The organism is Mesorhizobium sp. B4-1-1, assembly GCF_006439375.1.
Lineage (GTDB): Bacteria > Pseudomonadota > Alphaproteobacteria > Rhizobiales > Rhizobiaceae > Mesorhizobium.
Map to the genome: position 1 here is coordinate 72,643 of NZ_VFTH01000006.1, position 26,915 is coordinate 99,557.

General features: G+C 64.0%; 24 protein-coding genes. 11 read left to right on the forward strand and 13 right to left on the reverse strand.

Annotated elements, in window-relative coordinates; translation table 11 throughout:
• Positions 1–29: 29 nt before the first annotated feature.
• On the reverse strand, positions 30–1,619 hold the full coding sequence (locus FJW10_RS10640) for an ABC transporter substrate-binding protein (protein ID WP_140900067.1): 1,590 nt from the start codon (positions 1,617–1,619) through the stop codon (positions 30–32).
• 146 nt (positions 1,620–1,765) lie between these two features.
• A complete protein-coding gene (locus FJW10_RS10645; RefSeq protein WP_140900068.1) occupies positions 1,766–3,751 on the reverse strand; it encodes a CocE/NonD family hydrolase in 1,986 nt (661 codons plus the stop codon).
• A gap of 185 nt (positions 3,752–3,936) precedes the next feature.
• Here FJW10_RS10645 and FJW10_RS10650 point away from each other — a divergent pair, with 185 nt between their 5' ends.
• Together FJW10_RS10650 and FJW10_RS10655 are read left to right on the forward strand one after the other, a co-directional pair.
• The gene (locus tag FJW10_RS10650; RefSeq protein WP_140784933.1) at positions 3,937–4,191 is read left to right on the forward strand and encodes a BrnT family toxin; all 255 of its coding nucleotides are present in this window, start codon (positions 3,937–3,939) and stop codon (positions 4,189–4,191) included.
• The gene (locus tag FJW10_RS10655; protein ID WP_140900069.1) at positions 4,178–4,489 is read left to right on the forward strand and encodes a BrnA antitoxin family protein; all 312 of its coding nucleotides are present in this window, start codon (positions 4,178–4,180) and stop codon (positions 4,487–4,489) included. The genes FJW10_RS10650 and FJW10_RS10655 overlap by 14 nt, the downstream gene beginning before the upstream one ends.
• A gap of 10 nt (positions 4,490–4,499) precedes the next feature.
• Here FJW10_RS10655 and FJW10_RS10660 read toward each other — a convergent pair whose 3' ends face one another.
• Genes FJW10_RS10660 through puuE form a run of 4 tightly spaced genes read right to left on the reverse strand, consistent with a single transcriptional unit; the run spans position 4,500 to position 7,903 of the window.
• Positions 4,500–5,093, reverse strand: coding sequence for a nucleoside deaminase (locus FJW10_RS10660; protein ID WP_140853709.1), 594 nt, complete (start codon positions 5,091–5,093; stop codon positions 4,500–4,502).
• A 15-nt stretch (positions 5,094–5,108) separates the two neighbouring features.
• Entirely contained in the window at positions 5,109–5,600 is a 492-nt protein-coding gene (locus FJW10_RS10665; RefSeq protein WP_140647135.1) for an ureidoglycolate lyase, read from the reverse strand.
• Complete coding sequence (locus FJW10_RS10670; protein ID WP_140853711.1) at positions 5,597–6,457, reverse strand: bifunctional allantoicase/(S)-ureidoglycine aminohydrolase; 861 nt, start codon at positions 6,455–6,457, stop codon at positions 5,597–5,599. The genes FJW10_RS10665 and FJW10_RS10670 overlap by 4 nt, the downstream gene beginning before the upstream one ends.
• Positions 6,458–6,478: 21 nt before the next feature.
• Positions 6,479–7,903 carry an allantoinase PuuE gene (gene puuE / locus FJW10_RS10675; RefSeq protein WP_140853712.1) on the reverse strand — a complete coding sequence of 475 codons (1,425 nt, stop codon included), beginning with the start codon at positions 7,901–7,903 and terminating at the stop codon, positions 6,479–6,481.
• A 168-nt stretch (positions 7,904–8,071) separates the two neighbouring features.
• Here puuE and uraH point away from each other — a divergent pair, with 168 nt between their 5' ends.
• From uraH to xdhC, 4 genes are all read left to right on the forward strand, one after another.
• A complete protein-coding gene (uraH, locus tag FJW10_RS10680) occupies positions 8,072–8,446 on the forward strand; it encodes a hydroxyisourate hydrolase (protein ID WP_140647132.1) in 375 nt (124 codons plus the stop codon).
• A gap of 3 nt (positions 8,447–8,449) precedes the next feature.
• Positions 8,450–9,925: a xanthine dehydrogenase small subunit gene (gene xdhA, locus FJW10_RS10685; RefSeq protein WP_140900070.1), complete on the forward strand. Its 1,476-nt coding sequence runs from the start codon at positions 8,450–8,452 to the stop codon at positions 9,923–9,925.
• Positions 9,925–12,288, forward strand: coding sequence for a xanthine dehydrogenase molybdopterin binding subunit (gene xdhB / locus FJW10_RS10690; RefSeq protein WP_140900071.1), 2,364 nt, complete (start codon positions 9,925–9,927; stop codon positions 12,286–12,288). The genes xdhA and xdhB overlap by 1 nt, the downstream gene beginning before the upstream one ends.
• 62 nt (positions 12,289–12,350) lie before the next feature.
• Positions 12,351–13,253 carry a xanthine dehydrogenase accessory protein XdhC gene (gene xdhC / locus FJW10_RS10695; RefSeq protein ID WP_140900072.1) on the forward strand — a complete coding sequence of 301 codons (903 nt, stop codon included), beginning with the start codon at positions 12,351–12,353 and terminating at the stop codon, positions 13,251–13,253.
• Positions 13,254–13,283: 30 nt separating this feature from the next.
• On the opposite strand, the gene dps is transcribed toward xdhC, so the two are convergent.
• Entirely contained in the window at positions 13,284–13,772 is a 489-nt protein-coding gene (gene dps, locus FJW10_RS10700; RefSeq protein ID WP_140900073.1) for a DNA starvation/stationary phase protection protein Dps, read from the reverse strand.
• A 223-nt stretch (positions 13,773–13,995) separates the two neighbouring features.
• Between dps and FJW10_RS10705 the strand changes: the two genes are divergently transcribed.
• Positions 13,996–14,832 (forward strand): PhzF family phenazine biosynthesis protein, encoded by an 837-nt coding sequence (locus tag FJW10_RS10705; protein WP_140900074.1) that lies wholly within the window; start codon positions 13,996–13,998, stop codon positions 14,830–14,832.
• A 6-nt stretch (positions 14,833–14,838) separates the two neighbouring features.
• On the opposite strand, the gene FJW10_RS10710 is transcribed toward FJW10_RS10705, so the two are convergent.
• From FJW10_RS10710 to FJW10_RS10720, 3 genes are all read right to left on the reverse strand, one after another.
• Positions 14,839–16,089 carry an LLM class flavin-dependent oxidoreductase gene (locus tag FJW10_RS10710; protein WP_140900075.1) on the reverse strand — a complete coding sequence of 417 codons (1,251 nt, stop codon included), beginning with the start codon at positions 16,087–16,089 and terminating at the stop codon, positions 14,839–14,841.
• On the reverse strand, positions 16,086–17,048 hold the full coding sequence (locus FJW10_RS10715; RefSeq protein WP_140900076.1) for an LLM class flavin-dependent oxidoreductase: 963 nt from the start codon (positions 17,046–17,048) through the stop codon (positions 16,086–16,088). Before FJW10_RS10715 ends, FJW10_RS10710 begins: the two co-directional genes overlap by 4 nt.
• Before the next feature lie 256 nt (positions 17,049–17,304).
• Entirely contained in the window at positions 17,305–18,225 is a 921-nt protein-coding gene (locus FJW10_RS10720; RefSeq protein WP_140900077.1) for a LysR family transcriptional regulator, read from the reverse strand.
• Between the two features lie 155 nt (positions 18,226–18,380).
• On the opposite strand from FJW10_RS10720, the gene FJW10_RS10725 reads away from it, so the two are divergent.
• The 4 genes from FJW10_RS10725 to FJW10_RS10740 all read left to right on the forward strand — a co-directional run bounded on the left by FJW10_RS10725 (position 18,381) and on the right by FJW10_RS10740 (position 22,758).
• Positions 18,381–19,607, forward strand: a complete 1,227-nt coding sequence (locus FJW10_RS10725; protein WP_140900078.1) for a urate hydroxylase PuuD — start codon at positions 18,381–18,383, stop codon at positions 19,605–19,607.
• A gap of 2 nt (positions 19,608–19,609) precedes the next feature.
• Complete coding sequence (guaD, locus tag FJW10_RS10730; RefSeq protein ID WP_140900079.1) at positions 19,610–20,923, forward strand: guanine deaminase; 1,314 nt, start codon at positions 19,610–19,612, stop codon at positions 20,921–20,923.
• Positions 20,924–20,998: 75 nt separating this feature from the next.
• Complete coding sequence (locus tag FJW10_RS10735) at positions 20,999–21,502, forward strand: heme-degrading domain-containing protein (RefSeq protein WP_140900080.1); 504 nt, start codon at positions 20,999–21,001, stop codon at positions 21,500–21,502.
• Positions 21,499–22,758 (forward strand): glycerate kinase, encoded by a 1,260-nt coding sequence (locus FJW10_RS10740; protein ID WP_140900081.1) that lies wholly within the window; start codon positions 21,499–21,501, stop codon positions 22,756–22,758. Before FJW10_RS10735 ends, FJW10_RS10740 begins: the two co-directional genes overlap by 4 nt.
• 354 nt (positions 22,759–23,112) lie before the next feature.
• Here the strand turns inward: FJW10_RS10740 and FJW10_RS30380 are convergent, their stop codons facing one another.
• Genes FJW10_RS30380 through FJW10_RS10760 form a run of 3 tightly spaced genes read right to left on the reverse strand, consistent with a single transcriptional unit; the run spans position 23,113 to position 26,807 of the window.
• Positions 23,113–24,003, reverse strand: a complete 891-nt coding sequence (locus FJW10_RS30380; protein ID WP_281405122.1) for a UdgX family uracil-DNA binding protein — start codon at positions 24,001–24,003, stop codon at positions 23,113–23,115.
• 3 nt (positions 24,004–24,006) lie between these two features.
• Positions 24,007–25,413: a glutamine synthetase family protein gene (locus FJW10_RS10755; RefSeq protein WP_140900082.1), complete on the reverse strand. Its 1,407-nt coding sequence runs from the start codon at positions 25,411–25,413 to the stop codon at positions 24,007–24,009.
• Between the two features lie 11 nt (positions 25,414–25,424).
• Positions 25,425–26,807: an aspartate aminotransferase family protein gene (locus tag FJW10_RS10760; protein WP_140900083.1), complete on the reverse strand. Its 1,383-nt coding sequence runs from the start codon at positions 26,805–26,807 to the stop codon at positions 25,425–25,427.
• Positions 26,808–26,915: the final 108 nt, after the last annotated feature.

The following is a 26,915-nucleotide window of genomic DNA, read 5'->3' on the forward strand; positions in this document are numbered from 1 at the left end:
GCCTGCGCCAACCCTTCCCTGATCCTTCATCAGGCCTGTAGCCAGCACCCGATCAGGGCATGGCCGTTGCTGAGTTCCTGCGCCGGGTTGTCGACCCAGCCTTCGACGCCCTTGCCGGTCGCGTCGACGAACTGGTTGAAGAACGGCACGATCAGGCCGCCTTCGTCGCGCATGATCTCGCCCATGTCGCGGTAGATCTTCTTGCGCTTGGCTTCGTCGAGCTCGCCGCGCGCCGAAAGCACCATCTTGTCGAATTCCGGGCGCTTCCAGCGGGTGTCGTTCCAGTCGGCGGTCGACAGATAGGCGGTCGAATACATCTGGTCCTGGGTCGGGCGTCCGCCCCAGTAGGAGAGCGAGAAGGGCTGCTTGTTCCAGACTTCGGTCCAGTAACCGTCGCCCGGCTCGCGCTTGATCTCGATCTTGATGCCGGCCTTGGCCGCGCTCTGCTGGTAAAGCTGGGCCGCATCGACCGCGCCCGGGAAAGCGACGTCGGAGGTGCGCAGCAGGATCGAGCCGCTATGGCCCGACTTCTTGTAAGCCGCGGCCGCCTTTTCGGGGTCGAACTTACGCTGCTCGAAATCGCCTGCGAACAGCGGGTAGGCCTTGTTGACCGGCATGTCGTTGCCAACCTCGCCGTAGCCGCGCAGGATTTTGGTCAGCATCTCCTCGCGGTCCATGGCGAGCTTCAGCGCCATCCTGAGATCGTTGTTGTCGAAGGGCGCGGTGTCGCAGAACATGTTGAAGGGATAGAACCCGCGGCCCGAAGCGGCGCGGATGGTGACACCGGGCAGCCGCTTGACCAGATCGACGATCTTCGGCTCGACGCGGTTGATCATGTTGACCTGGCCGCCCTGGAGCGCCGCCATGCGCGCCGTCGGGTCGTTGACGACGACGATCTCGACCTGGTCGGCATGGCCGTATTTGTCGGGCTGCCAGTAATTGGCGAAGCGCTCGGCGGTGTGCTTCACGCCGGGCTGATTGCCGGTGATCTTGTAAGGGCCGGTGCCGATGCCGGCGTCCGGCTTGTCCATGCCGCCATTCGGCTGGATGATGATGTGATAATCCGCCATCAAATAGGGCATGTCGGCATTCGGGTCTTTCAGCGTGACCACGACATTGCCGCCATCGGCTTTGATGGTGTCGATGCTCTTCAGCACGCCCAGCGCGCCCGACTTGGACTTCTCGTCGCTGTGGCGCTTCAGCGTCGCCACGACGTCGTCCGGCGTCACTTCCTTGCCGTTGTGGAACTGGACGCCCTTGCGGATCTTCATCGTCCAGGTCTTGGCGTCCTTCGAGCTGCCGATCTCCTCGGCGATGAGGTATTCGACACCGCCGCCCGGCGCGAGCTCGACCAGCGTTTCGCCCCAGCATTTGCCGAAGGCGAACGGAACCTGGCTAAGGAAGGTCGCCGGATCGAGACTGTTGGTGGATTCACCGCCCTGCAGGCCGGCCTTCAACGTGCCGCCTTTGACCGGGCCGGCCGCACGAACGGCCTTGGAGAGCAGCGAGTTTGCAACGGTGGCGGCGACGCCGAGCGCCGCGGCGCGGCCGAGAAAATCGCGACGGCTAAGTTTTCCGGCCGCGACTCGCCGGCTGAGATAGTCGAGTTCGTTGGACATTACGGTTCCTCACTCTGGATATCCGACCTTAGGTCGTTTCTTGCTATTGGAGGAGATAATGACCGTAAGGGAAAGCGGCAGGCAAGACCGAATGCGACATGCCGTGGCGTAAATCGCACGTCGCATTTGGCCCAATCTGCCCTGGCTCAAACCAAGGCGCGGGGAATCGCCTGCTCGAAGTCGCGCTCGAAGACCAGTTTTTCACCCTCATAGGCTTCGATTCTGGCGCTGACGATGAAGTTGACGGCGTCCGATCGCATCTCGGCAAAAGTTTCGGTCCGCACCGACCATTCATTGCGCGACAATGTCTGCGTCCAATGCGTGGCTCCGGTGGCCGACAGCGGGTCATCGGGATGGATCGTCCATGTCTCGCGCACGATGCTGCCATTGACCAGCCCATGGTCGAGGTCGCGCACCTCGCCGAAATCGTCGGTTATGGAAAGCGTGACAAGACCGGTCTTCTCGTCGCGGTCGACATGGCGTTCGGAATTCGCTGGCCGGATCGTCTCGGTCGCCCAGGGTGTCGCGCCTTCCGGCTCAGGAAACGAAACCTCATTGCCTTTCGCCAGCGGGCGCAACGGCAGCTTCAGCGTCGCCGTCGCGAGATCAAGCCGCACCGGCTCCGGCGAGGGCCAGATCATCGGCCAGTAGGCGGTCGAAACGGCGACGCGCAATTTGTGGCCGGCCGGCACCCGGTAGGCGCATTGGTCGAGCACGACGCGCGCCGAAACCGTCTCGCCGGGAATTAGCGCTTGCGGAAATTCATGCGAGTTTCGGTGCGTGAGATTGAGCACGCCATAGGAGATCAGCTCCGAGGCCCCATCGGGATGCACGTCGCAGAGGCGAACCGCGATGTTGGCCTGGGGTCGATCGGAAGCAACCCGGACCTCGAGCTCCGGCGCCCCGACGATGTCGATCGCCTCGCCGAGCTCAGGCTGGTCGAAACAAACCGAAAGCGCGTCGTCGGGACGCTGGTCGCCCGGCAATTCCGGTCCGAAGGTGAAGGGAAAATACTCGCCGCCGGCAAGCCCGCAGGTCTGCGGCGACGCGACGATCGACGGCTTTGCGCCCGCGGAAATGAGCTCGATCGCCTCGACCTTGATGTTGGAAGACGACCATTCCTGTTCCGCGACCCAGCGGCCCGGCCGCTCGGGATGCCAGCGCGCCGGCCGCACACTGTCCATGACATAGGCGCGATAGTCCGGATCGGCCTCGACGCCGGTCTCCGCGCCCTTCAGCCAGCGGTCCCACCAGCGCAGCGCCTCCTGCAGGAAGCCGATGGCCGGATTGGGCCCGGCGTAATGCGGGTATTTGTGGATCCAGGGGCCGACGATGCCTTTGACCGGCGATTGGATGCCGCAGACGAGATTGGAGATGGTGTTGCGGTAGCCGTCATGCCAGCCGCCGATCGACAGCACGGCCGCTTTCACCGCCGAAAAATCCTCGCAGATCGAGCCGCGCTTCCAATAAGCGTCGCGATGCTGGTGGCTGAGCCAGAGCGGCAGGAGAAAAGACTGGTTCTCCAGCCGGCTGAGCCACAGGTCGTGCCAGCGATTGCCGCCGGCGATCGCCGGGTCCGGCGGCCGCGACGAATAGGACAGCATCGTCGAGGCCCAGCCGAAATTTTCCAAGAGCAGGCAGCCGCCCTTGTAATGGATGTCGTCGGCATAGCGGTCGACGGTCGAGCACAGGCTGATCACCGCCTTCAGCGCCGGCGGCTGTTTCGCCGCCACCTGCAGGCAGTTGAAGCCGCCCCAGGAAATGCCCATCATGCCGACATTGCCGTTGCACCAGGGCTGCGCCGCCGCCCAGGCGATGACGTCGCAGGCATCCTGCAATTCCTGCTCGGAATATTCGTCGTCCATCAGCCCTTCGGAATCGCCATTGCCGCGCATGTCGACGCGGATCGAGGCGTAGCCGTGGCCGGCGAAATACGGATGGGTGAGTTGGTCGCGAAAAATGGTGCCATCGCGCTTGCGGTAGGGCAGGTGCTCGAGGATCGCCGGCACCGGATTGTCCGTCGCGTCCTCGGGCATCCAGACGCGCGCCGACAGCCGGCAGCCGTCCGGCATGACGATGCCCATATCGGGAAATTCGACGACTTTTCGGGGGAATTCGGTGACGGTTTTCATGGGGCGCATAACGCCCCGCTGCGCTGCGACTTTCAATCGCCATTCGCGACTGGAGCAGCGAAATATGCGACCTGGGTCGTTAGCGAACGCACCCTCCGATCATCCAGCTATTCTTGTATCTCTCGATTAATTTGTGTATTACGTTTATTCACGTGGCCTGACGCAGACACACTGGATGATCTCGCCTGAAAATCGTTTGGGATGAGCCAAAACGGGTGACGAACCTCGCAAACCGGGGTCTCGACTTCTCCGATCTCGATATCGAGTTTTTTGCCACGTCAATCGTCCTCCCGGCCAAGGCCGGTCGGCTGAAGGCGATTGGAGAATTTGGAGAGATCATTCTCGCCGTGATCTTCAAGCCGCTTGGTTCCGAAGCGATCTCGGTGATCTCGATGCGTCATGCCAGCCGAAAGGAAAGGTCCGTGTATGAGCAACACTAAGTCACACATTCGGCGGCTTACCGATGCCGAGGAAGCCGAAATTCAAAGACAGATTGCTGCTGATCCCGAGGACGGGGAGGCGACCGACGAACAGCTGACACAAGCCAAGCCTTTCGCGGAAGTGCTCCCGGAGCTTTTCGAGAGCATAAGGCGTTCCCGTGGCCGACCGACCCTGGAGAAACCAAAGCAAGTCGTCTCCATCCGCCTGGACCAGGATGTCGTCAGAAAATTCAAGGCGACCGGCAAGGGCTGGCAGGCAAAGATAAATGAAGTGCTGAAAAACGCGAAGGTAAGGTAGGCTATACGCGTCAGTTCAGCGGAATGTCGTTCTCGGCCTTGCTGGCCTGATAGGCGCCTGACAGCTCCTCATAACGCGTCGAAATCCTGCCGATGCGCGCTTCCAGACGGTTGCGTTCGGCCTCCGGCAACGCCCGCACCAGCCTGCGGATGGAGAAACTTTTCCAATAGGCGTTCTCGGCATTGTAGCCGCCGGGGTCGAGGGTGAAGACCTCTTTCAGGATCTTGAGGTCGTGCGGGATTGCAAAACTGTCGCGTGAATCCTCATGGCTGAACAGGTAGTAGAAATTGTCGAAGCCGGTCCAGGTGATCGCCGACAGGCAGAGCGAGCAGGGCTCGTGGGTGGCTATGAATAGCGCGTCCTTGGTGTCGACGCGCTCGGCTTTTGGCATTTCGTAGAAGCGCTTCAGGCAATGCACCTCGCCATGCCAGAGCGGGTTTTCGATCTCGTTGTTGGTCTCGGCCAGCACCAGCGAGCGGTCGTCTTTCCGCAGGATCGCGGCGCCAAACAGCTTGTTGCCATGGGCGACGCCTTCGGCGGTCTTGGGCACGATGTCGTGCTCGATCACGTCGAGCAGGCGGTCGATCAGCGAAATGTCGGTCATGGAAATCGCGAGCTTTCAGGAGAGGTGGATCTCGTATGGATGCGAGAAATAAAATTCTTCGAGATTGGAGCCGTCGCCGCCGCGGTCGACGATGAGGAAATCCTGTTCCTCGCCGATCGGCGTGAGCACGCCGTGCCACAGGTTGCGGCGGTAATTAATGCCCTGTCCCGGACCGGCGAGAAAGGCATGCGGCTCGCCCGGCCCATCCTCGCTGTCGTGGCAGACGACCACCAGGAACGGTCGCGGCGACAGCGGGATGAAGGCCTGGCTCCCAAGCGGATGGCGCTCGACCATGGTGAGCTTCAGCGGCATCTCATAGGGCGTGCCGCGCACCATCGAGATCAGCACGCGCGCATTCGGTCCGGCGGCCTCCGCCGTGGCGAGGTCGTGATAGCGCATCGCCTTGCCAGCATTGATCGGGTAGCGGTTGTCGCCGCCCATGTCGATGACGTCGCCGAAGGGCGCGAAGTTCTCGCGCGTCAGCGGTCGGGCGACGATGCGGCTCACCGCGCCTTGCCCCCAAGATAGCCGCCAAGCCTGGCATGACGATTGACGTCCTTGTACAGCAGATAACGGAAATTACCCGGGCCGCCGGCATAGCAGGCCTGCGGGCAAAAGGCGCGCAGCCACATGAAGTCGCCGGCTTCGACCTCGACCCAGTCCTGGTTGAGGCGGTAGACCGCCTTGCCTTCGAGCACATAGAGCCCGTGCTCCATGACATGCGTCTCGGCGAAAGGGATGACCGCGCCCGGCTTCAGCGTCACAATGGTGACGTGCATGTCGTGGCGCATGTCGGCTGGGTCGACGAAGCGGGTCGTTGCCCAGCGCCCCTCCGTGCCCGGCATCGGGCTCGGCGCCACATCCTGGTCACTCGAGAAGAAGGCTTCCGGCGCGTCGAGGCCGTCGACAGCCTCATAGGTCTTGCGGATCCAGTGGAAGCGGGCAGCAGTGCCGCTTTCGTTGCGCACCGTCCAGCCACTGGATGGCGGCAGGAAGGCGAAGCCGCCGGGGGCAAGCACGTGTTCTTTGCCGGCAAGCGATACGGTGAGTTCGCCCTCGACGACGAACAGCACGCCCTCGGCGGCGGCATCGAGTTCCGGCCGCCCGCTGCCGCCGCCGGGCAGAACCTCGACGATGTATTGCGAAAAGGTCTCGGCGAAGCCCGACAGTGGCCTTGCGATGATCCAGGCCCTCGTCTTGTCCCAGAACGGCAGCGGACTGGTGACGATGTCCTGCATCACGCCCCTGGGGATGACCGCATAGGCTTCGGTGAAGACGGCGCGGCCGGTCAAAAGCTCGTTCTGGCCGGGATGGCCGCCATGCGGGGCGTAATAGGTTCGCTCGGCAGTCTTGATCATATCCATGGGGTCCTGGCCCTCAAAACATTACAATGGAAGCATGTCTTTCAGCCGAAGCAGGGCGATGCGTTCGACCTGTCTGCAGGCGGTTTCGAACTCGGTGCCGCGGCTGTTGCCGATCCGCGCCTCGAACTCCGCCAGGATTTCGTCCTTGCTCTTGCCCTTGACCGCGATGATGAAGGGGAAGCCGAAGGTGGTGACGTAGGCGGCGTTGAGTTTCGAGAACAGCTCGCGCTCCTTGTCGGTCAGCGCATCGAGCCCGGCTGAGGCCTGCTCCTTGGCCGATTCCACTGTCAGGCGCTTGGCCTTGGCCAGCTTGCCGGCGAGGTCCGGGTGGGCGTTCAGCACGGAAAATCGTTCGGCTTCGCTCGCCGCGCGGAAGACGCGGCAGAGCGCGTTGTGCAGGCCGCCGGCGCTGTCATGCGCAGGGCCGAGCTCCAATTCGTAGGCGCGCTCGGCGATCCAGGGCGAATGCTCGAACACGCCGCCGAAGGCATGTACGAATTCCTCGAATTCCATCCGCGACGGACGCAGCGCCGGCGCCTCGTAGGGGTGCGTTTCGCGCCAGTGTTTGGCGATGTCGATGCGCCGCGTCAGCCATACCTTGTCGTGCGACTTCACATAGTCGACGAAGCGCTTCAATGCCGCCACCCGCCCGGGACGGCCGACCAGCCGGCAGTGCAGGCCGATATTCATCATGCGCGGCCGGCCTGCCTTGCCCTCGGCATAGAGCGTGTCGAAACTGTCCTTCAGATAGGCGAAGAACTGGTCGCCCGAGTTGAAGCCCTGCGGCGTCGCAAAACGCATGTCGTTGGCGTCGAGCGTGTAGGGGATGATGAGCTGCGGTTTCTCCAGCCCGTCGCGGTCGAACCAATAGGGCAGTTCGTCATCATAGGTGTCGGAGACATAGTCGAAGCCGCCTTCCTCGGCGACGAGCCGCACCGTGTTGACCGAGGTCCGGCCGGTGTACCAGCCGGTCGGGCGCGCGCCGGTGACCTCGTAATGCAGCTTGATCGCCTCTTCGAGATCGCGCCGCTCATCCTCGGCCGCATGGTCGCGATAGTCGATCCATTTCAGCCCGTGCGAAGCGATCTCCCAACCAGCCTCCTGCATGGCGGCCACTTGGTCGGGCGAGCGCGCCAACGCCGTGGCGACGCCGTAGCAGGTCACCGGCACCTGCGCTTCGGTGAACAGCCGGTAGAGCCGCCAGAAGCCGGCCCGCGCGCCATACTCGTAGATCGATTCCATGTTCCAGTGGCGCTGGCCGACCCAGGGAGCCGCCCCAACGATCTCCGAAAGGAAGGCCTCCGAAGCCTTGTCGCCATGCAGCACGCAGTTCTCGCCGCCTTCTTCATAGTTGACGACGAACTGCACCGCGACATGCGCGCCGGCGGGCCATTTCGGGTCCGGCGGATTGGCCCCATAACCGCGCATGTCCCGATCGTAACGCATTGCCACTCCTGCCCGATGGTTGAGATGAAGATATCGAAAGGAGTGCGCACGCATTCCCCCGAAAATTTTTGAAAGTGCTTTTTGCCGCACTCCGCTCGACCGGGGCTTATGCATCGCCTTTAATTGGCGCACAATCGACCTGAAACGTACCGGGATGGGAGGCGGCCAGTGGCAGAAACGTCGAAAGCCGATGGCGGGCGTCTGACGACCCACGTGCTCGACACCGCGACCGGCCGGCCGGCAAAAGGACTGTCGATCGAGCTTTTCCGCATCGAAGGCCAGAGCCGCACGCGTCTCAAGACCGTGACCACCAATGACGACGGCCGCTGCGATGCGCCGCTGCTGGCCGACGCCGATTTCCTTACCGGCGAATATGAGCTGGTCTTCGCCGCTGGCGACTATCTGCGCGGCCAGGGTATCGACCTGCCCCAACCCGCCTTTCTCGATATCGTGCCGATCCGCTTCGGTATGGCGGAGCAGCGGCATTATCACGTCCCGCTCTTGATTTCGCCCTATGGCTACTCGACCTATCGGGGGAGCTGAGACATGGCTGAGACCCGCAATCAAATACGCTTTATCCTGAACGGCAGCGACGTGGCTCTGAAGGATGTCGCGCCCGATGCGACGCTACTCGACTGGCTGCGGCTCAACCGCTCTCTGCGCGGCACCAAGGAAGGTTGCGCCGAGGGCGACTGCGGCGCCTGCACGGTGTTGGTCGGCAAGCTCTCCGCCGAAGGTCTGGTCTACGAAAGCGTGAATGCCTGCATCCGCTTCATGGGCTCGCTCGACGGCACGCATGTCGTGACTGTGGAGCACCTGCGCGGCGACGGTGAGAAACTGCATCCGGTGCAGCAGGCGATGATCGATTTCCACGGCTCGCAATGCGGCTTCTGCACGCCGGGCTTCATCATGTCGCTCTATGGGCTCTGGATGAAGGCCCCCGATCCGTCCAACGCCGCGATCGAAAAGGCGCTGCAGGGCAATCTCTGCCGCTGCACCGGCTACGAGGCCATCATGCGCGCCGCGCACGCCATTTCGAGCTACGGCAAGGCGGCTAAGGATCCGCTGGCGGTCGAGCGCGAGGACATCACCGCGCGCCTGAAGGTGTTGCGAGACGGCGCCAGGGTCGAGATCGGGTCGGGCAAGGCGCGATTGATCGTGCCCGCCAGCGTCGACGATTTCGCCACTTTGCTCGAGAAGGAGCAGGGCGCCACCATCGTCGCCGGTTCGACCGATGTCGGCCTGTGGGTCACCAAGCACATGCGCGACATCTCGCCGGCGATCTTCATCGGCGGCCTCGAAGGCTTGCGTACGACGTCGGAGAAAGATGGCGTCATCACCATCGGTGCCGGCGTCACCTACACTGAAGCCTTCGAGATGCTGTCGAAGCGCATCCCGGCACTGGGACCGCTGGTCGACCGCATCGGCGGCGAACAGGTGCGCAACATGGGCACGATCGGCGGCAACATCGCCAACGGCTCGCCGATCGGCGACACGCCGCCGCCCTTGATCGCGCTCGGCGCGCAGCTGACGCTCCGCAAGGGCAAGGCCCGCCGCACGATACCGCTCGAAACCTTCTTCATCGCCTATGGCAAGCAGGACCGTCAGCCCGGCGAATTCGTCGAAGCAGTCCAAGTGCCCGTGCCGGCAAAGGGCACGAAGTTTGCCGTCTACAAGATCACCAAGCGCCGCGACGAGGATATCACCGCAACGCTCGGGGCTTTCTACCTGACCTTGGCCAAGGATGGCACGGTGGCCGACATCCGTATCGCCTATGGCGGCATGGCGGCGACACCGAAGCGCGCCGGCGCGGTCGAGCAGGCGCTGATCGGCAAGGCCTGGGATGAAGCGACGGTGGAGGCCGCGATGGCTGAGTACGCCAAGGATTTCACGCCACTGACCGACATGCGAGCGACCGCCGAGTACCGGGCGCTCGCGGCAAAGAATCTGCTGTTGCGCTTTTATATCGAGACCACCGGAACGAAGACCCCGTTCCAGGTGTCACGCGACGAGGCGGCCTGATGAACAAGCACGCCACTCCCAATTTGAAGGCGGAAAAGATCGTCGGCGGCGTTGCCACCGACCAGCGGCACGATTCCGCGCACAAGCATGTCAGCGGCACCGCCGTCTATATCGACGACATGCCGGAGCCTGCCGGCACGCTGCATGTCGGCCTCGGCCTCTCCAAGGTCGCGCACGGCACGTTGAAGAGCGTCGACCTGTCGGCCGTGCGGGCCGCGCCCGGCGTTGTAGATGTGCTGACCTATGCCGACGTGCCCGGCGAGAACGATGTCTCGCCGAGCAACATGCATGACGATCCGGTGCTCGCCGAAGCCAACGTGCAGTTTTACGGACAGCCGATCTTCGCAGTGGTTGCAGAGACGCGCGAGGAAGCGCGCCGCGCCGCGCGTCTCGCAAAAATCGAGTATGACGAGCTTCCGGCCGTCATCGACATCTGGAACCTCGATCCGGTCAAGGACAGGCTGGTCACCACGCCGCTCATTCTGAAGCGCGGCGATGCCGCCGCGGCGATCGCGGCGGCTCCCCGCCGCATCAAGAACCGCATGTGGCTCGGCGGCCAGGATCATTTCTATCTCGAGGGCCAGGTCTCGCTGGCGATCCCTGGCGAGGACGACGAGGTGATCGTCTATTGCTCGACGCAGGGCCCGAGTGAGACGCAGCATCTGGTCGCTCATGCGCTCGGCGTGCCGAGCCATGCTGTCACGGTCGAAGTGCGCCGCATGGGCGGCGGCTTCGGCGGCAAGGAAACCCAGGCCAACCAATGCGCGGCGATCGCAGCCATTGCCGCCAAGAAGCTCAAGCGCGCGGTCAAAATCCGGCTCGACCGCGACGAGGACATGACCGCCACAGGCAAGCGGCATGATTTTGCCATCGATTACGAGGTCGGCTTCGACGACGAGGGCAACATCCTCGGCGTCGACTTCACCTACGCGTTGCGCTGCGGCTTTTCCGCCGATCTGTCCGGTCCGGTCGGCGACCGCGCGCTGTTCCACTGCGACAACGCCTATTTCTACCCGGCGGTGCACGCAAAATCGGCGCCGCTCTACACCAACACCGTCTCCAACACCGCCTTCCGCGGCTTCGGCGGCCCCCAGGGCATGGTCGGCGCCGAGCGCGTCATCGACGAGGTGGCCTTCGCCGTCGGCAAGGACTCGCTCGAGATCCGCAAGCTGAACTTTTACGATCCGATGGAGGCGATCGGCGAGCGCAGCGTCACGCCCTACCACCAGAAGGTCGAGGATTGCATCATCCAGCGCATCGTCGCGGAGCTGGAGGAAAGCGCGAACTATGCGCGGCGCCGCCGCGAGATCAGCGCCTTCAACAACAACAGTCGGTTCGTCAAGCGCGGGCTGGCGATGACGCCGGTGAAGTTCGGCATCTCCTTCACCAAGACTGAGGCCAATCAGGCCGGCGCGCTGGTGCATGTCTATGCCGACGGTTCGGTCCACATGAACCATGGCGGCACCGAGATGGGTCAGGGCCTGCATCTCAAGGTGGCCCAGGTCGTGGCGGAAGAATTCCAGATCGATCTCGACCGGGTCAAGATCACCGCGACCACCACCGCCAAGGTGCCGAACACCTCGCCGACGGCCGCGTCTTCCGGCGCCGACCTCAACGGCATGGCGGCGCAGGACGCCGCCCGGCAGATCCGCAAGCGGCTGACCGACTTCGCCGCCGACAAATACCAGGTGCCGCACGACCAGGTCGTGTTCCTGCCCAACCGGGTGCGCGTCGGCAATCAGGAAGTGGCCTTCAACGATCTGGTCAAGCAGGCCTATATCAACCGCATCCAGCTCTCGGCGGCCGGTTTCTACAAGACGCCGAAGATCCATTGGGACCGCAGCAAGGGCCGCGGCCATGCCTTCTACTATTACGCCTACGGCGCGGCCTGCTCGGAGGTCTCGGTCGACACGCTCACCGGCGAGTATGTCGTCGAGCGCACCGATATCCTGCACGACGCCGGCCGCTCGCTGAACCGGGCGATCGACCTCGGTCAGATCGAAGGCGGCTTCATCCAGGGCATGGGCTGGCTGACGACGGAGGAATTGTGGTGGGACAATAGCGGCCGACTGCGCACGCACGCGCCGTCGACCTACAAGATCCCGCTCGCTTCCGACCGTCCAAAGATATTCAACGTCAAGCTGACCGACTGGTCGTCGGCCTATGAGCCGACCATCCATCGCTCCAAGGCGGTCGGCGAGCCGCCGCTGCCGCACGGCATGTCGGTGCTGCATGCGCTGTCGGACGCGGTCGCTAGCGTCGCCGACCACAAGATCTGTCCCCGTCTCGACGCGCCGGCGACGCCGGAGCGGGTGCTGACGGCGATCGAGCGATTGAAGCGGGAAGCCGAAAAGTCGGCCTGAATCCGGCTAAAGGTGCAATTCGGGACGTAAAACGTTATATTTCCGTGATGGAAATGCGGACGATGAACTCGAACGTGCAAAGCCTGAAGACGTTTTTCGGCCAAGCTGGCCGGGTCGCTCTCGTCGAAGTGGCGGCCACCAAAGGCTCGACACCGCGCGAGGCCGGCACCTTTATGCTTGTCTCTTCATCATCGATCTTCGGTACGATCGGGGGCGGCCAGCTCGAATATATGGCGATCGACAAGGCGCGGCAGATGCTGCGCTCCTCGCCTCGCGACAACGGGGAGGGTGAACAGGCCCGCATAGAGGTCGATGAGGTCTGCGCCACGCTCGACGTGCCGCTCGGACCGGAAATCGGCCAATGTTGCGGCGGGCGTGTCGAAGTGTCGATCCGCCTCGTCGATGGTTCGGTGGAGCAGCAACTGATCGCCAACGCAGAAGCCGAGGAAGCGCATCTTCCGCATGTCTATCTCTTCGGCGGCGGCCATGTCGGCCAGGCGCTGGCCGCGTCGCTGGCGCTGCTGCCGATCCACGTCGTCGTCGTCGAAACCCGCGCCGACGCGCTGGGAGGCATGCCGGAAACGGTGGAGACCCGGCTGACGCCTATGCCCGAAGCAGTAGTGCGCGAGGCGCCGGCTGGGTCGGCCTTCGCCATCCTGACGCATGACCATGCCTTGGATTTCCTGATCGTCGCCGAAGCATTGAAGCGCGACGATACCGCCTATGTCGGCATGATTGGCTCGAAGACAAAGAAGGCCACCTTCCGGAGCTGGTTCCTGAAGTCGGCCGAGGGCAGCGAGGCCGAATTCAATCGCCTCATCTCGCCGATCGGCGGCAATGCGGTGAAGGACAAGCGGCCGCCGGTGATCGCCGCGCTTGCCGCCGCCGAGATCATGACCGCGCTGGTGTCGCGTGCCTCGGATACGCCAAGCGCAGCCAGTGCTGAAAAGGCGATGGCCGGCTGATCCGGCCGGCCAAGCAAGAACAGTTCCCGGTTACTCCTTTTCCTGCGTGTGCGCCTCGAGGAACCACAGCAATTTGTCGAGCGAGCGAGAATAGGCGGTGAAGATATCGGCGGTGTCGGCATCGCCGGCGTCGTCCGCCTCGTCGATCGCTTCGCGGGCCAGCTTGGCCGCCGCCGCATAGCGGTCGATCAACGCCGCCAGATGATCCTTGGTCTTGTGCATGTCGGTCGGATAGGGTTTTAGCCTGGTCGTCTTCGACACTTCCTGCGAGGTGCCATGCGCGGTGCCGCCGAGCTGCACGGCGCGCTCGGCGATGATGTCGACATGGCCGTCGATCTCCTCGCGGAATTCATCCAGCATCTCATGGATGGCGATGAACTGCGGCCCCTTGACGTTCCAGTGCGCTTGTTTGGTGATCAGGGCCAGGTCGATGGCGTCGGCAAGCCTGGCGTTGAGCAGATCGATCGATTCCTTCTTGGCATCGGATTTGAGGTCGTTCTTGGTGACGATGGCGTCCATGGTTGGCTCCTGTCGCGCTGCGTCGATGGCTGGGAACTGAAGGACGGCCCGAACGACCGCCAATCGTCAAAACGGCGATGGGTCGAATTTCGTTCCGCATTGGATTGAAGCGCTGGCTCCGATCGCAGATGTGACTGGCGCTCACCGCTGCTCGCCGCTTTCTTCATTTCCCAAGACGGCCCGAAACGTGTCTGTTGCGCCCAAGCACAACGAGACCAGGAACATGGATGTATTGAAGATCGCAGCATTTTCAGATGGCAACACCGGCGGTAATCCGGCCGGCGTGGTGATTGGCGAAGCCTTGCCCGATGCGGCCGACATGCAGCGCGTCGCGGCCGAAGTCGGCTTTTCGGAAACCGCCTTTGCCGCGCCCGAAGGCGATCAATGGCGCGTGCGCTACTTTTCGCCGGAGTCGGAAGTACCGTTCTGCGGCCACGCCACCATCGCGCTTGGCGCGGCGCTGGTCGGAAAGTTCGGTGACGGCATTTTCAGGCTGATCCTCAACCAGGCCGACATAACCGTCGAAGGTTTTCGCGATGGCGCCAACTTTGCCGCCGCCCTGCAGTCGCCGCCGACGCGCAGCCGGCCGGCTTCGTCGGAACTGGCCGGCGAGGCGCTCGCCTTGTTCGGCTATGAGCCGGGCGATCTCGATCCCGCCATTCCGCCGGCGCTCATCCATGGCGGCGCCGATCATCTGGTGCTGGCGCTGAAGTCGCGCGAGGCGTTGGCCGACATGGTCTATGATCTGAAGCAAGGCCAGTCCTTCATGCGGCGCGAAGACCTGGTCACGATCCTGCTCGCCCATGCCGAGACGCCGCGCCTCCTCCACACGCGCAATCCATTTGCTTCCGGCGGCGTCTATGAGGATCCGGCGACAGGCGCCGCGACCGCGGCCTTTGCCGGCTATTTGCGCGACCTCGGCTGGCCGCATGGCGGCTCGATCGACATCGTCCAGGGCGAGGATATGGGCATGCGCTCGCGCCTCCATGCCGGTATTCCGCCGACCGCCGGCAGCTCGATCAGGGTCTCCGGAACGGCGCGATTGATGGAAGCTGACTGAGGTGCCTCACGCAGGCCGCTTGAGGCCGAGATGTTCGCGCAGCGTGCGGCCTTCATAGTCCCTGCGGAACAGCCCGCGCCGCTGCAGCTCCGGCACGACCAGCGTCGCGAAGGCGTCGAGCTCGCCCGGGAACCAAGACGGCATCACGTTGAAACCGTCGGCGGCGCCGCCTTCGAAGCGGGCCTGCAACTCGTCGGCGATCTGCTCCGCCGTGCCGACGATCCGCCAATGGCCGCGCGCGCCGGCAAAATAGCGCGCGAGCTGGCGGATCGACAGGCCATCGCGACGCGCCTGCTCGATGACCAGCGCCTGCCGGCTCTTCATGCCTTCGCTTTCCGGCAGTTCGGGCAGCGGCCCATCGATCGGGTAGCGGCCGAGGTCGGAGATGCTGAGATAGCTGGAGAGCAGCGCCACGCCGACATCGTCGGGGATCAATTCCTGCAGCGCGTCGTATTTGGCCTGCGCCTCGGCTTTCGTGGCGGCCACGACCGGCGCCACGCCGGGCATGATCTTCACGTCGTCCGGCTGTCGTCCATAGGCGGCGAGCCGCCCCTTGAGGTCGTCGTAAAAGGCCTTGGCTTCCTCGAAAGTCTGCGCCGCCGAGAACACGACATCGGCGGTGCGCGCGGCAAGATCCTTGCCGTCGTCGGAGGCGCCCGCCTGCACCATCACCGGCGCGCCTTGCGGCGAGGGCGGGATGTCGAGTGGATCGCGCACCGAAAAGCTCTCGCCGTCATGGCCGGCGGCGCGCCGGTTCCACAAGCCGGTGATCACCGTAGCGAATTCCCGCGCCCGCGCATAACGGTCGGCATGCGGCCGCAAACCCGTCGCGCCGAAATTCGCGGCCTCGATCGGACTGGCCGAGGTGACGAGGTTCCAACCGGCCCGACCGCCGCTCAGATTGTCGAGCGAGGCAAAAGTCCGCGCTAGGCCGTAGGGCTCGTTGTAGCTGGTCGATGCCGTGGACACGAGGCCGATGCGCTCGGTCTGCGCGGCCAGCGCCGAAAGCAGGCTGATCGGCTCGAAGCCGATCGAGCGCGAGGTCTGGCTGGCGATGTTGATATTGGCCTCGCGCAGGCCGGCGGCGTCCTCGCAGAACACCATGTCGAACTTCGCCGCTTCGGCCGTGCGCGCCAGCTCTATGTAGTGGTCGATGTCGATGCCGGCTCTCACATGCGCGTCCGGATGACGCCATGCGGCGATGTGATGGCCGGTCGCCCACAAAAACAGGCCGAGCTTTATCTGACGCGCGCTCATGGCTTGCTATCCTCACTCAACCCAAGGCGATCGCGCAGCGTCTTGCCCGGCTGTGCCTTGGCAAATCCGTGTCGCTTGAGTTCCGGCAGCAATCGCTCGACAAAAGCCTCCACTGCGGCAGCCCGAGGCTGCACAGTCAGAACGATGCCGTCGCAGCCGGATGAGAGGCATAGGTCCTCCAGACTACGGCCATCGTGTTCCGACCCCGCATCGGCCGTCGCCAGCACCTTGATCGCCACCGGGTCGCGCCCTGCTTCGTGCGCCCTGTGTTTGATCTCATCGCGGGTCGCTCTCGCGCCCGACGATTCAAGCTTGTCCAGCAGCACGACATCGGCGCGGCGACTGGCGAAATCGAGCTCGGTCCCTGCCAAGCCGGACATCACCAGCACTGGCACGTCTTGCGGCGAACGGGCGACATTGAGCGGCCCGCGCACCGAGAAGAATTCACCGGTGAAGTTCGCCGGGTGCATCTTGTCCGGATCGTGGAAGCGGCCTGAGGCCTTGTCGAACAACAAGGCGTCATGTTCCCAGCCGATCCACAAGAGCCGCACAATGTTGATGAACTCCCTGGCGCGGCGGCGAAAATCATCGTCGGAGAAACCTTCCGGCCGGCTGAAATTCGCAGCTTCGCGCGGGTTCTGCGCCGTCGTGGCGTTCCAGCCGACGCGGCCATGGCTGATGATGTCGAGCGAGGCAAAGCGGCGCGCCAAATTGTAGGGCTGATGCGCGAGCGTCGAGGCGCTGGCGACGAGTCCGATCCTGTCGGTCACCGTCGCCAAAGCGGCCAGCAGCGTGGTCGCTTCGAACGGGCTGCTCGATGGCGTATCGGCGGAGTCGGAAATGATGACCATGTCCACGCCCGCCGCCTCCGCGTTCCGCACCAAGGCGCTGATCTGGCCGAAGTTCAGGACGTCTTGTCCGTCGGCGGCGGCGATGTTCAGCGAAATGGCGAGATGCATGTGCGGCCCTTCGGTCGCCGTGAAAATCGGCAGCCGTTTTGGCTACCAACCTAGGCTCGCTTTCGCGCAAGGCAACGGGAGCAAATGGGCCACCGGACTGTCACTTGCCAGCCAGCCTTCCCGTGTGCCGAGATGGAGGTCTTTACGGCCTGAAGACGATTAGCCTGAACGCCCATCAAGTCGTCATTCTATGGCGGAGCAAGTGGATGACGACGTCACGGACGCTTCGGCCAATCGCGACACAACGCTACCAGCTTTACTTTCCGGCCAAGAGGTCCTTGATCAGCCGCTGGCAGCGCTCGGCCATGAAGTCGAGCAGCAGCCGCACCTTCGGATCCTGCAGCTTCTTGTGCGGATAGACGGCGGCGAATTGCACCGGCGTCGGCGGCGCCTGAGGCAGGATCACCTTCAGCCGCCGGTCGCGGATGAACGGCTCGACCTCGAAACGCGGCTTGTTGATGATGCCGCGGCCCGACAAGGCCCAGCCGGTCAGAACGTCGCCGTCGTCGGTGTCGTAGGGGCCGTGCACCTCGAATTTCTGCGGTCCGCTCGGCGTTTGCAGCGTCCAGACATATTCGCGCGCGCCGGCATAACGCAACATCAGGCAGTCGTGCTTCTTGCCGATCAGTTCCTGCGCCTCGGCCGGCTCGCCGCGGGCTTCCAGATATTTCGGCGCGGCCACCAGCACGCGCTCGCATTCCATGATGCCGCGCATCCTGAGGCTCGAATCCTCGATGATGCCGAGTCGGAAGGCGACGTCGATGCCTTCCTTCATGATATCGACATTGTGGTCGGAAAGCCTGAGCCGCACCTCGATATCGGGGTATCTGTCGTGGAAATCCGGAATGCCGGAAGCGATCAGCCGCCGGCCGAGGCCGAGCGGCGCCGTGACCCTGATGGTGCCGCGCGGCTGGCCGGAAAGTGCCGCGACCGCGGCTTCCGCCTCGGTGATCGCGTCCAGTACCTGCTTGGCGCCGGTGTAGAACACCGTGCCGTGCTCGGTCGGCATCAACTGCCTTGTGGTGCGGTTGAACAGCCTGACCCCGAGATGCTTTTCCAGTTCCTTGATGCGGTTGGAGGCGACCGCCGGCGAAATGCGCATGTCGCGCCCCGCCGCCGACAGATTGCCGAGTTCGACGACGCGGACGAAGACGGCAATGTTGTCGAGATAGGCCATGCGGCGGCTTCCGTGGCTCTAAAAAGGCTGGGAGAAGCAAGCCTAGTATTTTTTATTTTTTTTTGAAAGTCATCGCGCACCTCGCCTCTTTTCGTTTGCGCTCCAGCCCGTAAAGTCCCTCTCATCGGCAAGGACGAGTTCCCAGGGGCCACTCGATGACGGATTTCGCGATTTTCTGGGACTGGCTGAGTTTTGCGGTCCGCTGGCTGCATGTCATTACCGGCATCGCCTGGATCGGCTCGTCCTTCTATTTCGTCGCGCTCGATCTTGGCCTGCGCCAGCGGCCGGGCATGCCTGCCGGCGCCTTCGGCGAGGAATGGCAAGTGCATGGCGGCGGCTTCTATCACATCCAGAAATACCTGGTGGCGCCGGCCGAGATGCCGGAGCACCTCACCTGGTTCAAATGGGAATCCTACGCCACCTGGCTGTCGGGCTTCGCCATGCTCTGCGTGGTCTACTATGCCGGCGCCGATCTCTTCCTGATCGACCCCAATGTGCTCAACATCTCGGTGCCGGTCGGCATTCTTCTGTCGCTGGCCACCATCGGCGTCGGCTGGATCGTCTACGACCTGCTCTGCCGCTCGCCGTTGGGTAAAAGCGATACCGGGCTGATGCTGGTGCTCTATTGCGTGCTGGTCTTCATCGCCTGGGGGCTGACACACCTCTTCACCGGCCGCGCCGCCTTCCTGCATCTCGGCGCCATCACCGCCACGATCATGTCGGCCAATGTCTTCATGGTCATCATCCCCAACCAGAAGATCGTCGTCGCCGACCTGATCGCCGGACGCAAGCCCGACCCGAAATACGGCAAGATCGCCAAGCAGCGCTCGCTGCACAACAACTACCTGACCTTGCCGGTCCTGTTCCTGATGCTGTCGAACCACTACCCGCTGGCTTTCGGCACCCAGTTCAACTGGATCATCGCCTCGCTGGTCTTCATCATCGGCGTGCTGATCCGGCACTATTTCAACACGATGCATGCGCGAAAAGGCAACCCGACCTGGACCTGGCTGGGCGCCGCCGTGCTGTTCATGATCATCATCTGGCTGTCGACCGTGCCGAAAGTGCTGACCGGCGAGCCGAAGGCTTCCGCCGCGTCGGCCGCCGCCCAGGTCTACATCGCTTCGGCCCACTTCCCTGCGGTGCGCGACACGGTGCTTGGCCGTTGCTCGATGTGCCACACACAAGAGCCGGTCTATGAAGGCATCTACCATGCGCCGAAAGGCGTGCTGCTCGACACCGACGAGCGCATCGCCGAGCATGCGCGCGAGATCTATATTCAGGCCGGCCGGGCGCATGCCATGCCGCCCGCCAACGTCAGCCACATAACCGACCAGGAACGGGCCCTCCTGGTCGCCTGGTTCGAAGGCGCCGGAAAGTGAGCATGACATCGAAACTTCTGCGCGGCCGCACGCTGTCTTTCCGGCGCTGGCCCGAAGCGATAGACGACCATTCCGCCTGGCTCTACGAGGAGGATGGCGGTCTGCTGATCGACAATGGCAGGATCGTCGCCGCCGGCTCCTATGCGGAGGTCCTGAAGAAGGCGGGCGCCGGTGTCGAGACGATCGACCATCGTCAGCATCTGATCCTGCCGGGCTTCCTCGATGCCCATGTGCATGTGCCGCAGATGCAGATCATCGCGTCTTACGGCGCCGAGCTGCTCGACTGGCTGAACAAATACACGTTTCCGGAAGAATCGAAATTCCAGAACGCGCAGCATGGACGCCGCATCGCACGGCTGTTCCTCGACGAGATGTTGCGGCATGGCACGACGACGGTCGCTGCCTATTGCTCGGTCCACAAATCTTCCGCCGAAGCCTTCTTCGCCGAGTCGCATGAACGCAACATGCTCAACATCGCCGGCAAGGTGATGATGGACCGCAACGCGCCGGACGGCGTGCTCGACACGCCCCAGACCGGCTATGACGATACCAAGGCGCTCATCGCCGAATGGCACGGCAAGGGCCGCCAGCTCTGTGCCATCACGCCGCGCTTCGCCATCACGTCAACGCCCGAGCAGCTGGAGATGGCCGGCGCGCTGTGCCGCGAATATCCCGATCTCCACATGCAGACGCATCTGTCGGAAAACCACGCCGAGATCGCCTTCACCCAGGAGCTCTATCCCTGGTCGCGCGACTACACTGACGTCTATGAACATTATGGCCTGCTCGGTAAGAAGAGCCTGTTCGGCCACTGCATCCACCTGTCGGAACGCGAGGCGGATGCGCTGTCGCGATCGGGCTCGGTCGCGGTGTTCTGCCCGACCTCCAATCTCTTCCTCGGTTCCGGCCTGTTCGACTATCAGCGTTATCGCCGGCGCGAGGCACCGCTCAGGATCGCGGCCGCCACCGATGTCGGCGGCGGCACCAACTATTCGATGCTGCGCACCATGGACGAGGGCTACAAGGTCATCGCGCTGAACGGTGAGAAGCTCAACCCGTTCCAATCCTTCTGGCAGCTGACGCGCGGCAATGCCGAGGCGCTGTCGGTGGCCGACAAGGTCGGCACGCTGGACGAAGGCACCGATGCCGATATCGTCGTGCTCGACGCCCGCGCCACGCCGGGCATGCGGCTCAGGATGGAGACGGTGGAAACGCTGGCGGAAGAACTCTTCCTGCTGCAGACGCTGGGCGACGACCGCGCCGTGCGCGAGGTTTATGTGGCGGGGCGGCCGGCGAAGAGCGCCATTGCGGCGTGAGCTTCGATGCGCTCTTGGCTTGACCCGGCGTCAGTCATCGGCCAAAGCGTGCCTCGACGCTGACAGGGGAACGCCATGGCCACCGCCGACGACATCGCTCTGATCAAGAAACAGGAAGCCACGCTGGTCTTCCAGGCCTTCGACGAGGCCGTCGCTTTCAAGATCGGCTCTGCCATCAGGGACCGGGCGCTGAAGGAAAACCTGCCTGTTATCGTCGACATCAGGACCTTCGACCGGCCGCTCTTCTACGCCGCGATGCCGGGCTCGAATGCTTCCAATCCCGACTGGGCGCGGCGCAAGATCAACGTCGTGAAGCGCTATCTGAGAAGCACCTATCGCCTGGTGCTGGAGCAGCAGAGATCGGACCGCACTTTCAAGGTCGGTGAGGGTCTGGACATCGCCGACTACGTGCTGGCCGGCGGCGGCTTCCCGGTCACCGTCAAGGGCGCCGGCGTTATCGGTGTCATCGCCGTCTCGGGCCTGCCCGAGCGCGAGGACCATGGCGTAGTCGTCGACGCGCTTTGCGCCCATCTTGGCATCGATGCGAGCGGGCTCGCGCTGTCGCCGGAAGAAAAATGACCGACCCGAAAAGCTTCCTGACCTCGATCTTCAACGCCGCCGTCGCCGCCGCCGACCCGGAAAAGACGATCCGCAGTCATTTGCCGGCGAAGCCGAAGGGCCGCACCATCGTCATCGGCGCGGGTAAAGGCTCGGCGCAGATGGCGGCAGCCTTCGAGAAGGTCTGGGACAGTCCCGTCGACGGCCTTGTCGTCACCCGCTACGGTTACGGTGCCAGATGCGAGCGTATCGAAATCATCGAGGCGGCGCATCCGGTGCCGGATGCCGCCGGCCTGGAAGCCTCGCGCCGGCTGCTTGAGAAGGTACAGGGCTTAACCGCTGACGATCTGGTGGTAGCGCTGATCTCCGGCGGCGGCTCGGCCCTGCTGCCGTCGCCCGCTGCCGGATTGACGCTTGCCGACGAGATCGCCGTCAACGAGGCGCTGCTTGCCTCCGGCGCGCCGATCGCGGCGATGAACACCATCCGCAAGCATGTCTCGACCATCAAGGGCGGACGCCTGGCCGCGGCCGCTCATCCGGCGCGCGTGGTGTCGCTGGTCGTCTCCGACATTCCCGGCGACAACCCGGCGCTGGTTGCCTCAGGACCGACCATTCCCGACACAGGCAGCCGCGAGGATGCGCTGGCGTCGATCGCCGCCTATGGCATGAAGCTGCCGGCTTCGGTGATGGCGCATATCCAGTCGCCAGCGGCGGCCGCACCGCGTCCCGACGATCCGCGCTTCGCCGGCAACGAGGTGCACCTGACCGCCTCGGCCGGCGTGTCGCTGGAAGCGGCGGCCGCCGAAGCGAAGCGGCAAGGCATCGAGGCCGTCATCCTCTCGGATTCGATCGAAGGCGAGGCGCGTGAGGTCGGCGGCGTGCATGCCGCGATCGCGCGCGAGGTGGCGACCCGCAATCGCCCCTTCGCCAAGCCGGTGCTGATCCTGTCAGGTGGCGAGACGACGGTGACGCTGCGCGCCAAGGGCAAAGGCGGCCGCAACTCCGAATTCCTGCTCGCCTTTGCCATCGGCATCGATGGCGTGAACGGCATACATGCGTTGGCCGCCGACACCGACGGCATCGACGGCTCCGAGAACAATGCCGGCGCCTTCGCCGACGGCTCGACGGTCTCGCGCATGCGTGCGGCCGGCGCCGACGCCAAGGCGATGCTCGCCGGCAACAACGCCTGGACGGCTTTCAATGCGGTCGGGGATTTGTTTGTCCCGGGTCCGACTGGGACGAACGTGAATGATCTGAGGGCGATACTCGTCCGTTAGAGCGTTTCACCGTTTCACGGAAACGGCGAACCGCTCTATCCCTTTGTTTTGATGCAATTCCGAACGGAAAACCGCTCACACTTTTCCTGGAATTGCTCTAGACGACGACCGCCGTGTCATCTTTGCGAGCGCAGGCGCTGGCCCTCATCCGCCCTTTGGGCACCTTCTCCCGTGAACGGGGAGAAGGCGATAGCCGCGCCACGCTGGCGATTGGCGAAGCGCTGCGCGACAGCTCTTTCTCCCCGTCACTATACGGGGAGAAATGCCCGGCAGGGCAATGAGGGGCAGCGCGGACGATCGCCGCTTAATCGGCATTACATGATGATCGAAAGAGACGCGGCTAGCAATACCCCGTCAAGCAGCCATCAGCTGCTTCACCTTCCGCATATCCTGCAAGAACCGCTCCTTCTCGGCCTCCTTGTCCTCCCGATCGCGGATGCGCAGGATGAAGGAGGGGTGGATGGTCACGAACACGCGCAAGCCATCCTCGCGCTCGATCACATCGCCGCGCATCTTGGTGATCGGCACCGCCTTGCCGAGCAGCGACTGCGCCGCCGTCGCGCCGAGCGCCACCACGAGGTTCGGCTTGATCAGATCGAGCTCCTTGTCCAGCCACCAGCGGCATGCCTGGATTTCGCCGGCATTGGGCTTCGAATGGATGCGCCTCTTGCCGCGCGGCTCGAATTTGAAGTGCTTCACCGCATTGGTCACATAGACCTTGCGGCGGTCAATCTCGGCATCGTCCAGGATGCTGTCGAACACCTTGCCCGCCGGTCCGACGAAAGGCTTGCCGGCCAGATCCTCCTGGTCGCCGGGCTGTTCGCCGACAAAGATCACGTTGGCATTCTCCGGTCCCTCGCCGAACACCGTCTGCGTCGCATCGCGCCAGAGCGGGCAGCGATGGCAGCCTTTCGCCTCTTCGCGCAACTCCGGAATGTCTTCGGCTTCAGGCGCAACCACATCGGCCGGCTCGGGCGTCGGCCAGTGCTTGACCTTCACCTTGGCATGGTGCGGTGCTGGGGTGGTTGGCATCCGGGCGATCATCTCTGACGCGGCTCTATCCGCTCCTGCTATCAGATCTGGAATGAGTGAGGCCACGGGAAGGTTCCCCCAATATTTCTTCGGCATCTTCTTCTGCATCGCCTTCACCTTGAGGCGGGCCGGGTTGAAGATGTTTTCGAAATAGGTCCGCCGCAGCGCCTCGGCATCGTCCTCGACCGGCGCGTCGCGCTTGCCGGCGCCCAGCCCTCACACCTCGTGCAGGTAGAGATGATAATCCAACTCGCTGACGGTGCGGGCGACACGCAGATATTCCGCCTGCTTGATCGCCACGAAGGTGCGATGCAGGTCAGCGCCGAGCGCTGATTTCAGGAAATCGGAGCTCCTGGCCGCCTCGATCGCGGCGCGCCAGTCGGCCGGCATGGTCGATTTCTCCGGTGCCTGCTCGTAGCCATTCCCGGTCGTCTCGGGGCCGGGGTCCAGACCCTCATCCAGGCCTTTGACGATGCCGGCCAGCACCGTTGCGGCGATCAGGTAGGGATTGGCGTCGACGCCCGACGGCCGGTGCTCGATGCGGCGGTTCTTGGCGTCGCCCGCCGGCACGCGCAGCGCCACCGAGCGGTTGTTGACGCCCCATGTCGGCGCCACCGGCGCGTAGGATTGAGCGACGAAGCGCCGCCATGAATTGGCGTGCGGCGCGAACACCAGCATCGATTCCGCCATGGTGTGGATCAGGCCGCCAAGCGCATTGAGCAGTGTTGGCGACCACTTTTCACCGGCGGCCTCGGTGAAGACGTTGCGGCCAGCATCGTCCTGCAGCGAGACATGGAAATGCATGCCCGAGCCGGCATAGGCCTCGATCGGCTTGGCCATGAAGCAGGCGGTGACGCCGTGCCGGCGCGCCTGCGCCCTGACCAGCCGCTTCAGCATGACGAGATCGTCGGCTGCCCGCATAACGTCCTTGCGGTAGTTGAGCGTCAGCTCGTACTGGCCGGGCGCGTATTCGGAAATGACGGTTTCGGCCGGGATGCCTTGCGCCTTGGCAGCCGCATAGATGTCGGAAAACAGCGGCTCCATACCATGCAGATGGTCGACCGAATAGACCTCGGTCTTGGCCGAGCGGCGGCCGTCGAGCACCGCGCGCGCGGCTTGCACCTTGCCGTCCGCGTCACGTTCGTTGGCAAGGAGAAAAAATTCGAGTTCGAAGGCGCCGGCCGGATGCAGGCCGCGTGCCGCCAGCAGTTCCACCTGCCTTGCCAGCACCAGCCGCGGGTCTGAGGTCATCGGCGCGCCGTCGAGGTGGTGCATCGACATCAGCACCTGGCCGCGCGGCGGGTTGGTGCCGAAGAGCGGCGCCAACGTGCCTGGGATCGGCCATGCGCGCAGGTCGCCGTCGCCGGTGTCCCAGACCAGCCCGGTTTCGTGCACGTCCTCGCCGGTGATGTCGAGGCCGAGGATCGAGATCGGAAGGTGCCGACCGTTCTCGAAAATGCCCATCAGCTCGTGCCGGCGCACGATCTTGCCGCGGCCGATGCCGTTGGCGTCGGTAAGCACGATGTCGAACGCCTCGATCTCCGGATGCGCGTCGAGAAAGGCCTTCGCCTCGGCAGGCGTCGAGCCGGAGGGCGAAGTTGTTACGGCGTTCGGATTGTCCATCGCCGCTTTTCTCACGCCGTAAGCCTTGCCGCAACCGCGGCGAAGGCGGCGATCAGCCGGCTCACTTGCGCTGAAGTCGTTGCCGGCGAGATAAGCATCATGTTGTGGAACGGCGCGATCAGCACGCCGCGATTGACCAGCGCCACATGGATTGCGGCCTCCAGCTCAGGCGCATGCGCCTTTTCCGCCTCGCCGCCATTGTGCAGCGGCCCAGGCGCGCAGATGAACTCGACACGGGCGCCGACACGCGCGACATGCCAGGGCAGCTTGTTGCGCGCGATGACGGATGTCAGCCCGGCGTCGAGGCGGCGCGCCAGCCGGTCCATATGGGCGTAGGCCTCCTCGGTCATCACCTCTTCCAGCGTCGCCCGCATCGTCGCGAATTGCAGCGGGTTGGCAGACAGCGTCGTGCCCATGCCGGAATAGCCGGGCTCCTTCACCCGGTTGTAGGCGCCGTAGCGCGTGGCGACCTCCTCGCTCATGCCCCAGATGCTCGCCGGCACGCCGCCCGCTACCGGCTTGCCAAGCACGAACAGGTCCGGCTCCAGCCCGTGCTTGCGCGTATAGCCGCCGGGGCCGGTCGAAATCGTGTGCGTCTCGTCGATCAGAAGCAGCGTGCCGGCTTCGCGGGTCAAACGTCGCAGCGTGTCGTGAAAGCCGGGTTCCGGCAGCACCATGCAGGAATTGGTCAGCACCGGCTCGGCGATGACGCAGGCGACGTCGCGGTCAGCCAGCGCTGCTTCCAATGCGGCAACATCGTTGAATTCGACAACCTTCGTTGCTCGCGTCAGGTCGCGGAATTCGCCGGCCAATCCAGGCCTATTCACCGGCTTGCCGTCGATCAGCCGCACCATCGTCTCGTCGACCGAGCCGTGATAGCAGCCGTTGAAGACCAGGATCTTCTCGCGCCCGGTCACGGCACGGGCGACGCGCAGCGCGAAGCGATTGGCGTCGGTGGCGGTCGTGGCGATCTGCCAGTAGGGCAGGCCGAAGCGCTGCTGCAGCAGCGCGCCGATCGCCAGCGCATCCTCGCTGGGCAGCATATAGGTCAGCCCGCGCCCGGACTGCCGGCGGATGGCGCGGGCGACCGCCGGCGGCGAATGGCCGAGCATCGAACCGGTGTCGCCGAGGCAGAAATCGTCGAGCTTGTTGCCGTCGATGTCGGTAATGGTGGCGCCTTTCGCGCCGTCGACCAGGATCGGGAACGGCGTCGGCCAGTCGGTCATCCAGTGCATCGGCACGCCGCCGAGGAAACCGACGATGCCGTTGCCCAGCTTCGCCTCGGATTTCGGCCGTGCCTTACGGAAGGCGGCTGCCTCCGTCTCGCGCAATTCGGCGATGCGGGCGACGTCGATGCCGCCGATGGACCTGGTTGAACTATCCGGTGCCTGCATGAAAACCCCTGTGTTCGCGCGGCACTCTGCCAACCGGTTTGCAAAACCGCAATTGGCCGCGTCGGGGGCGGACGTTGGATCAGGCAGTAGGGATTAGGGAATAGGCAG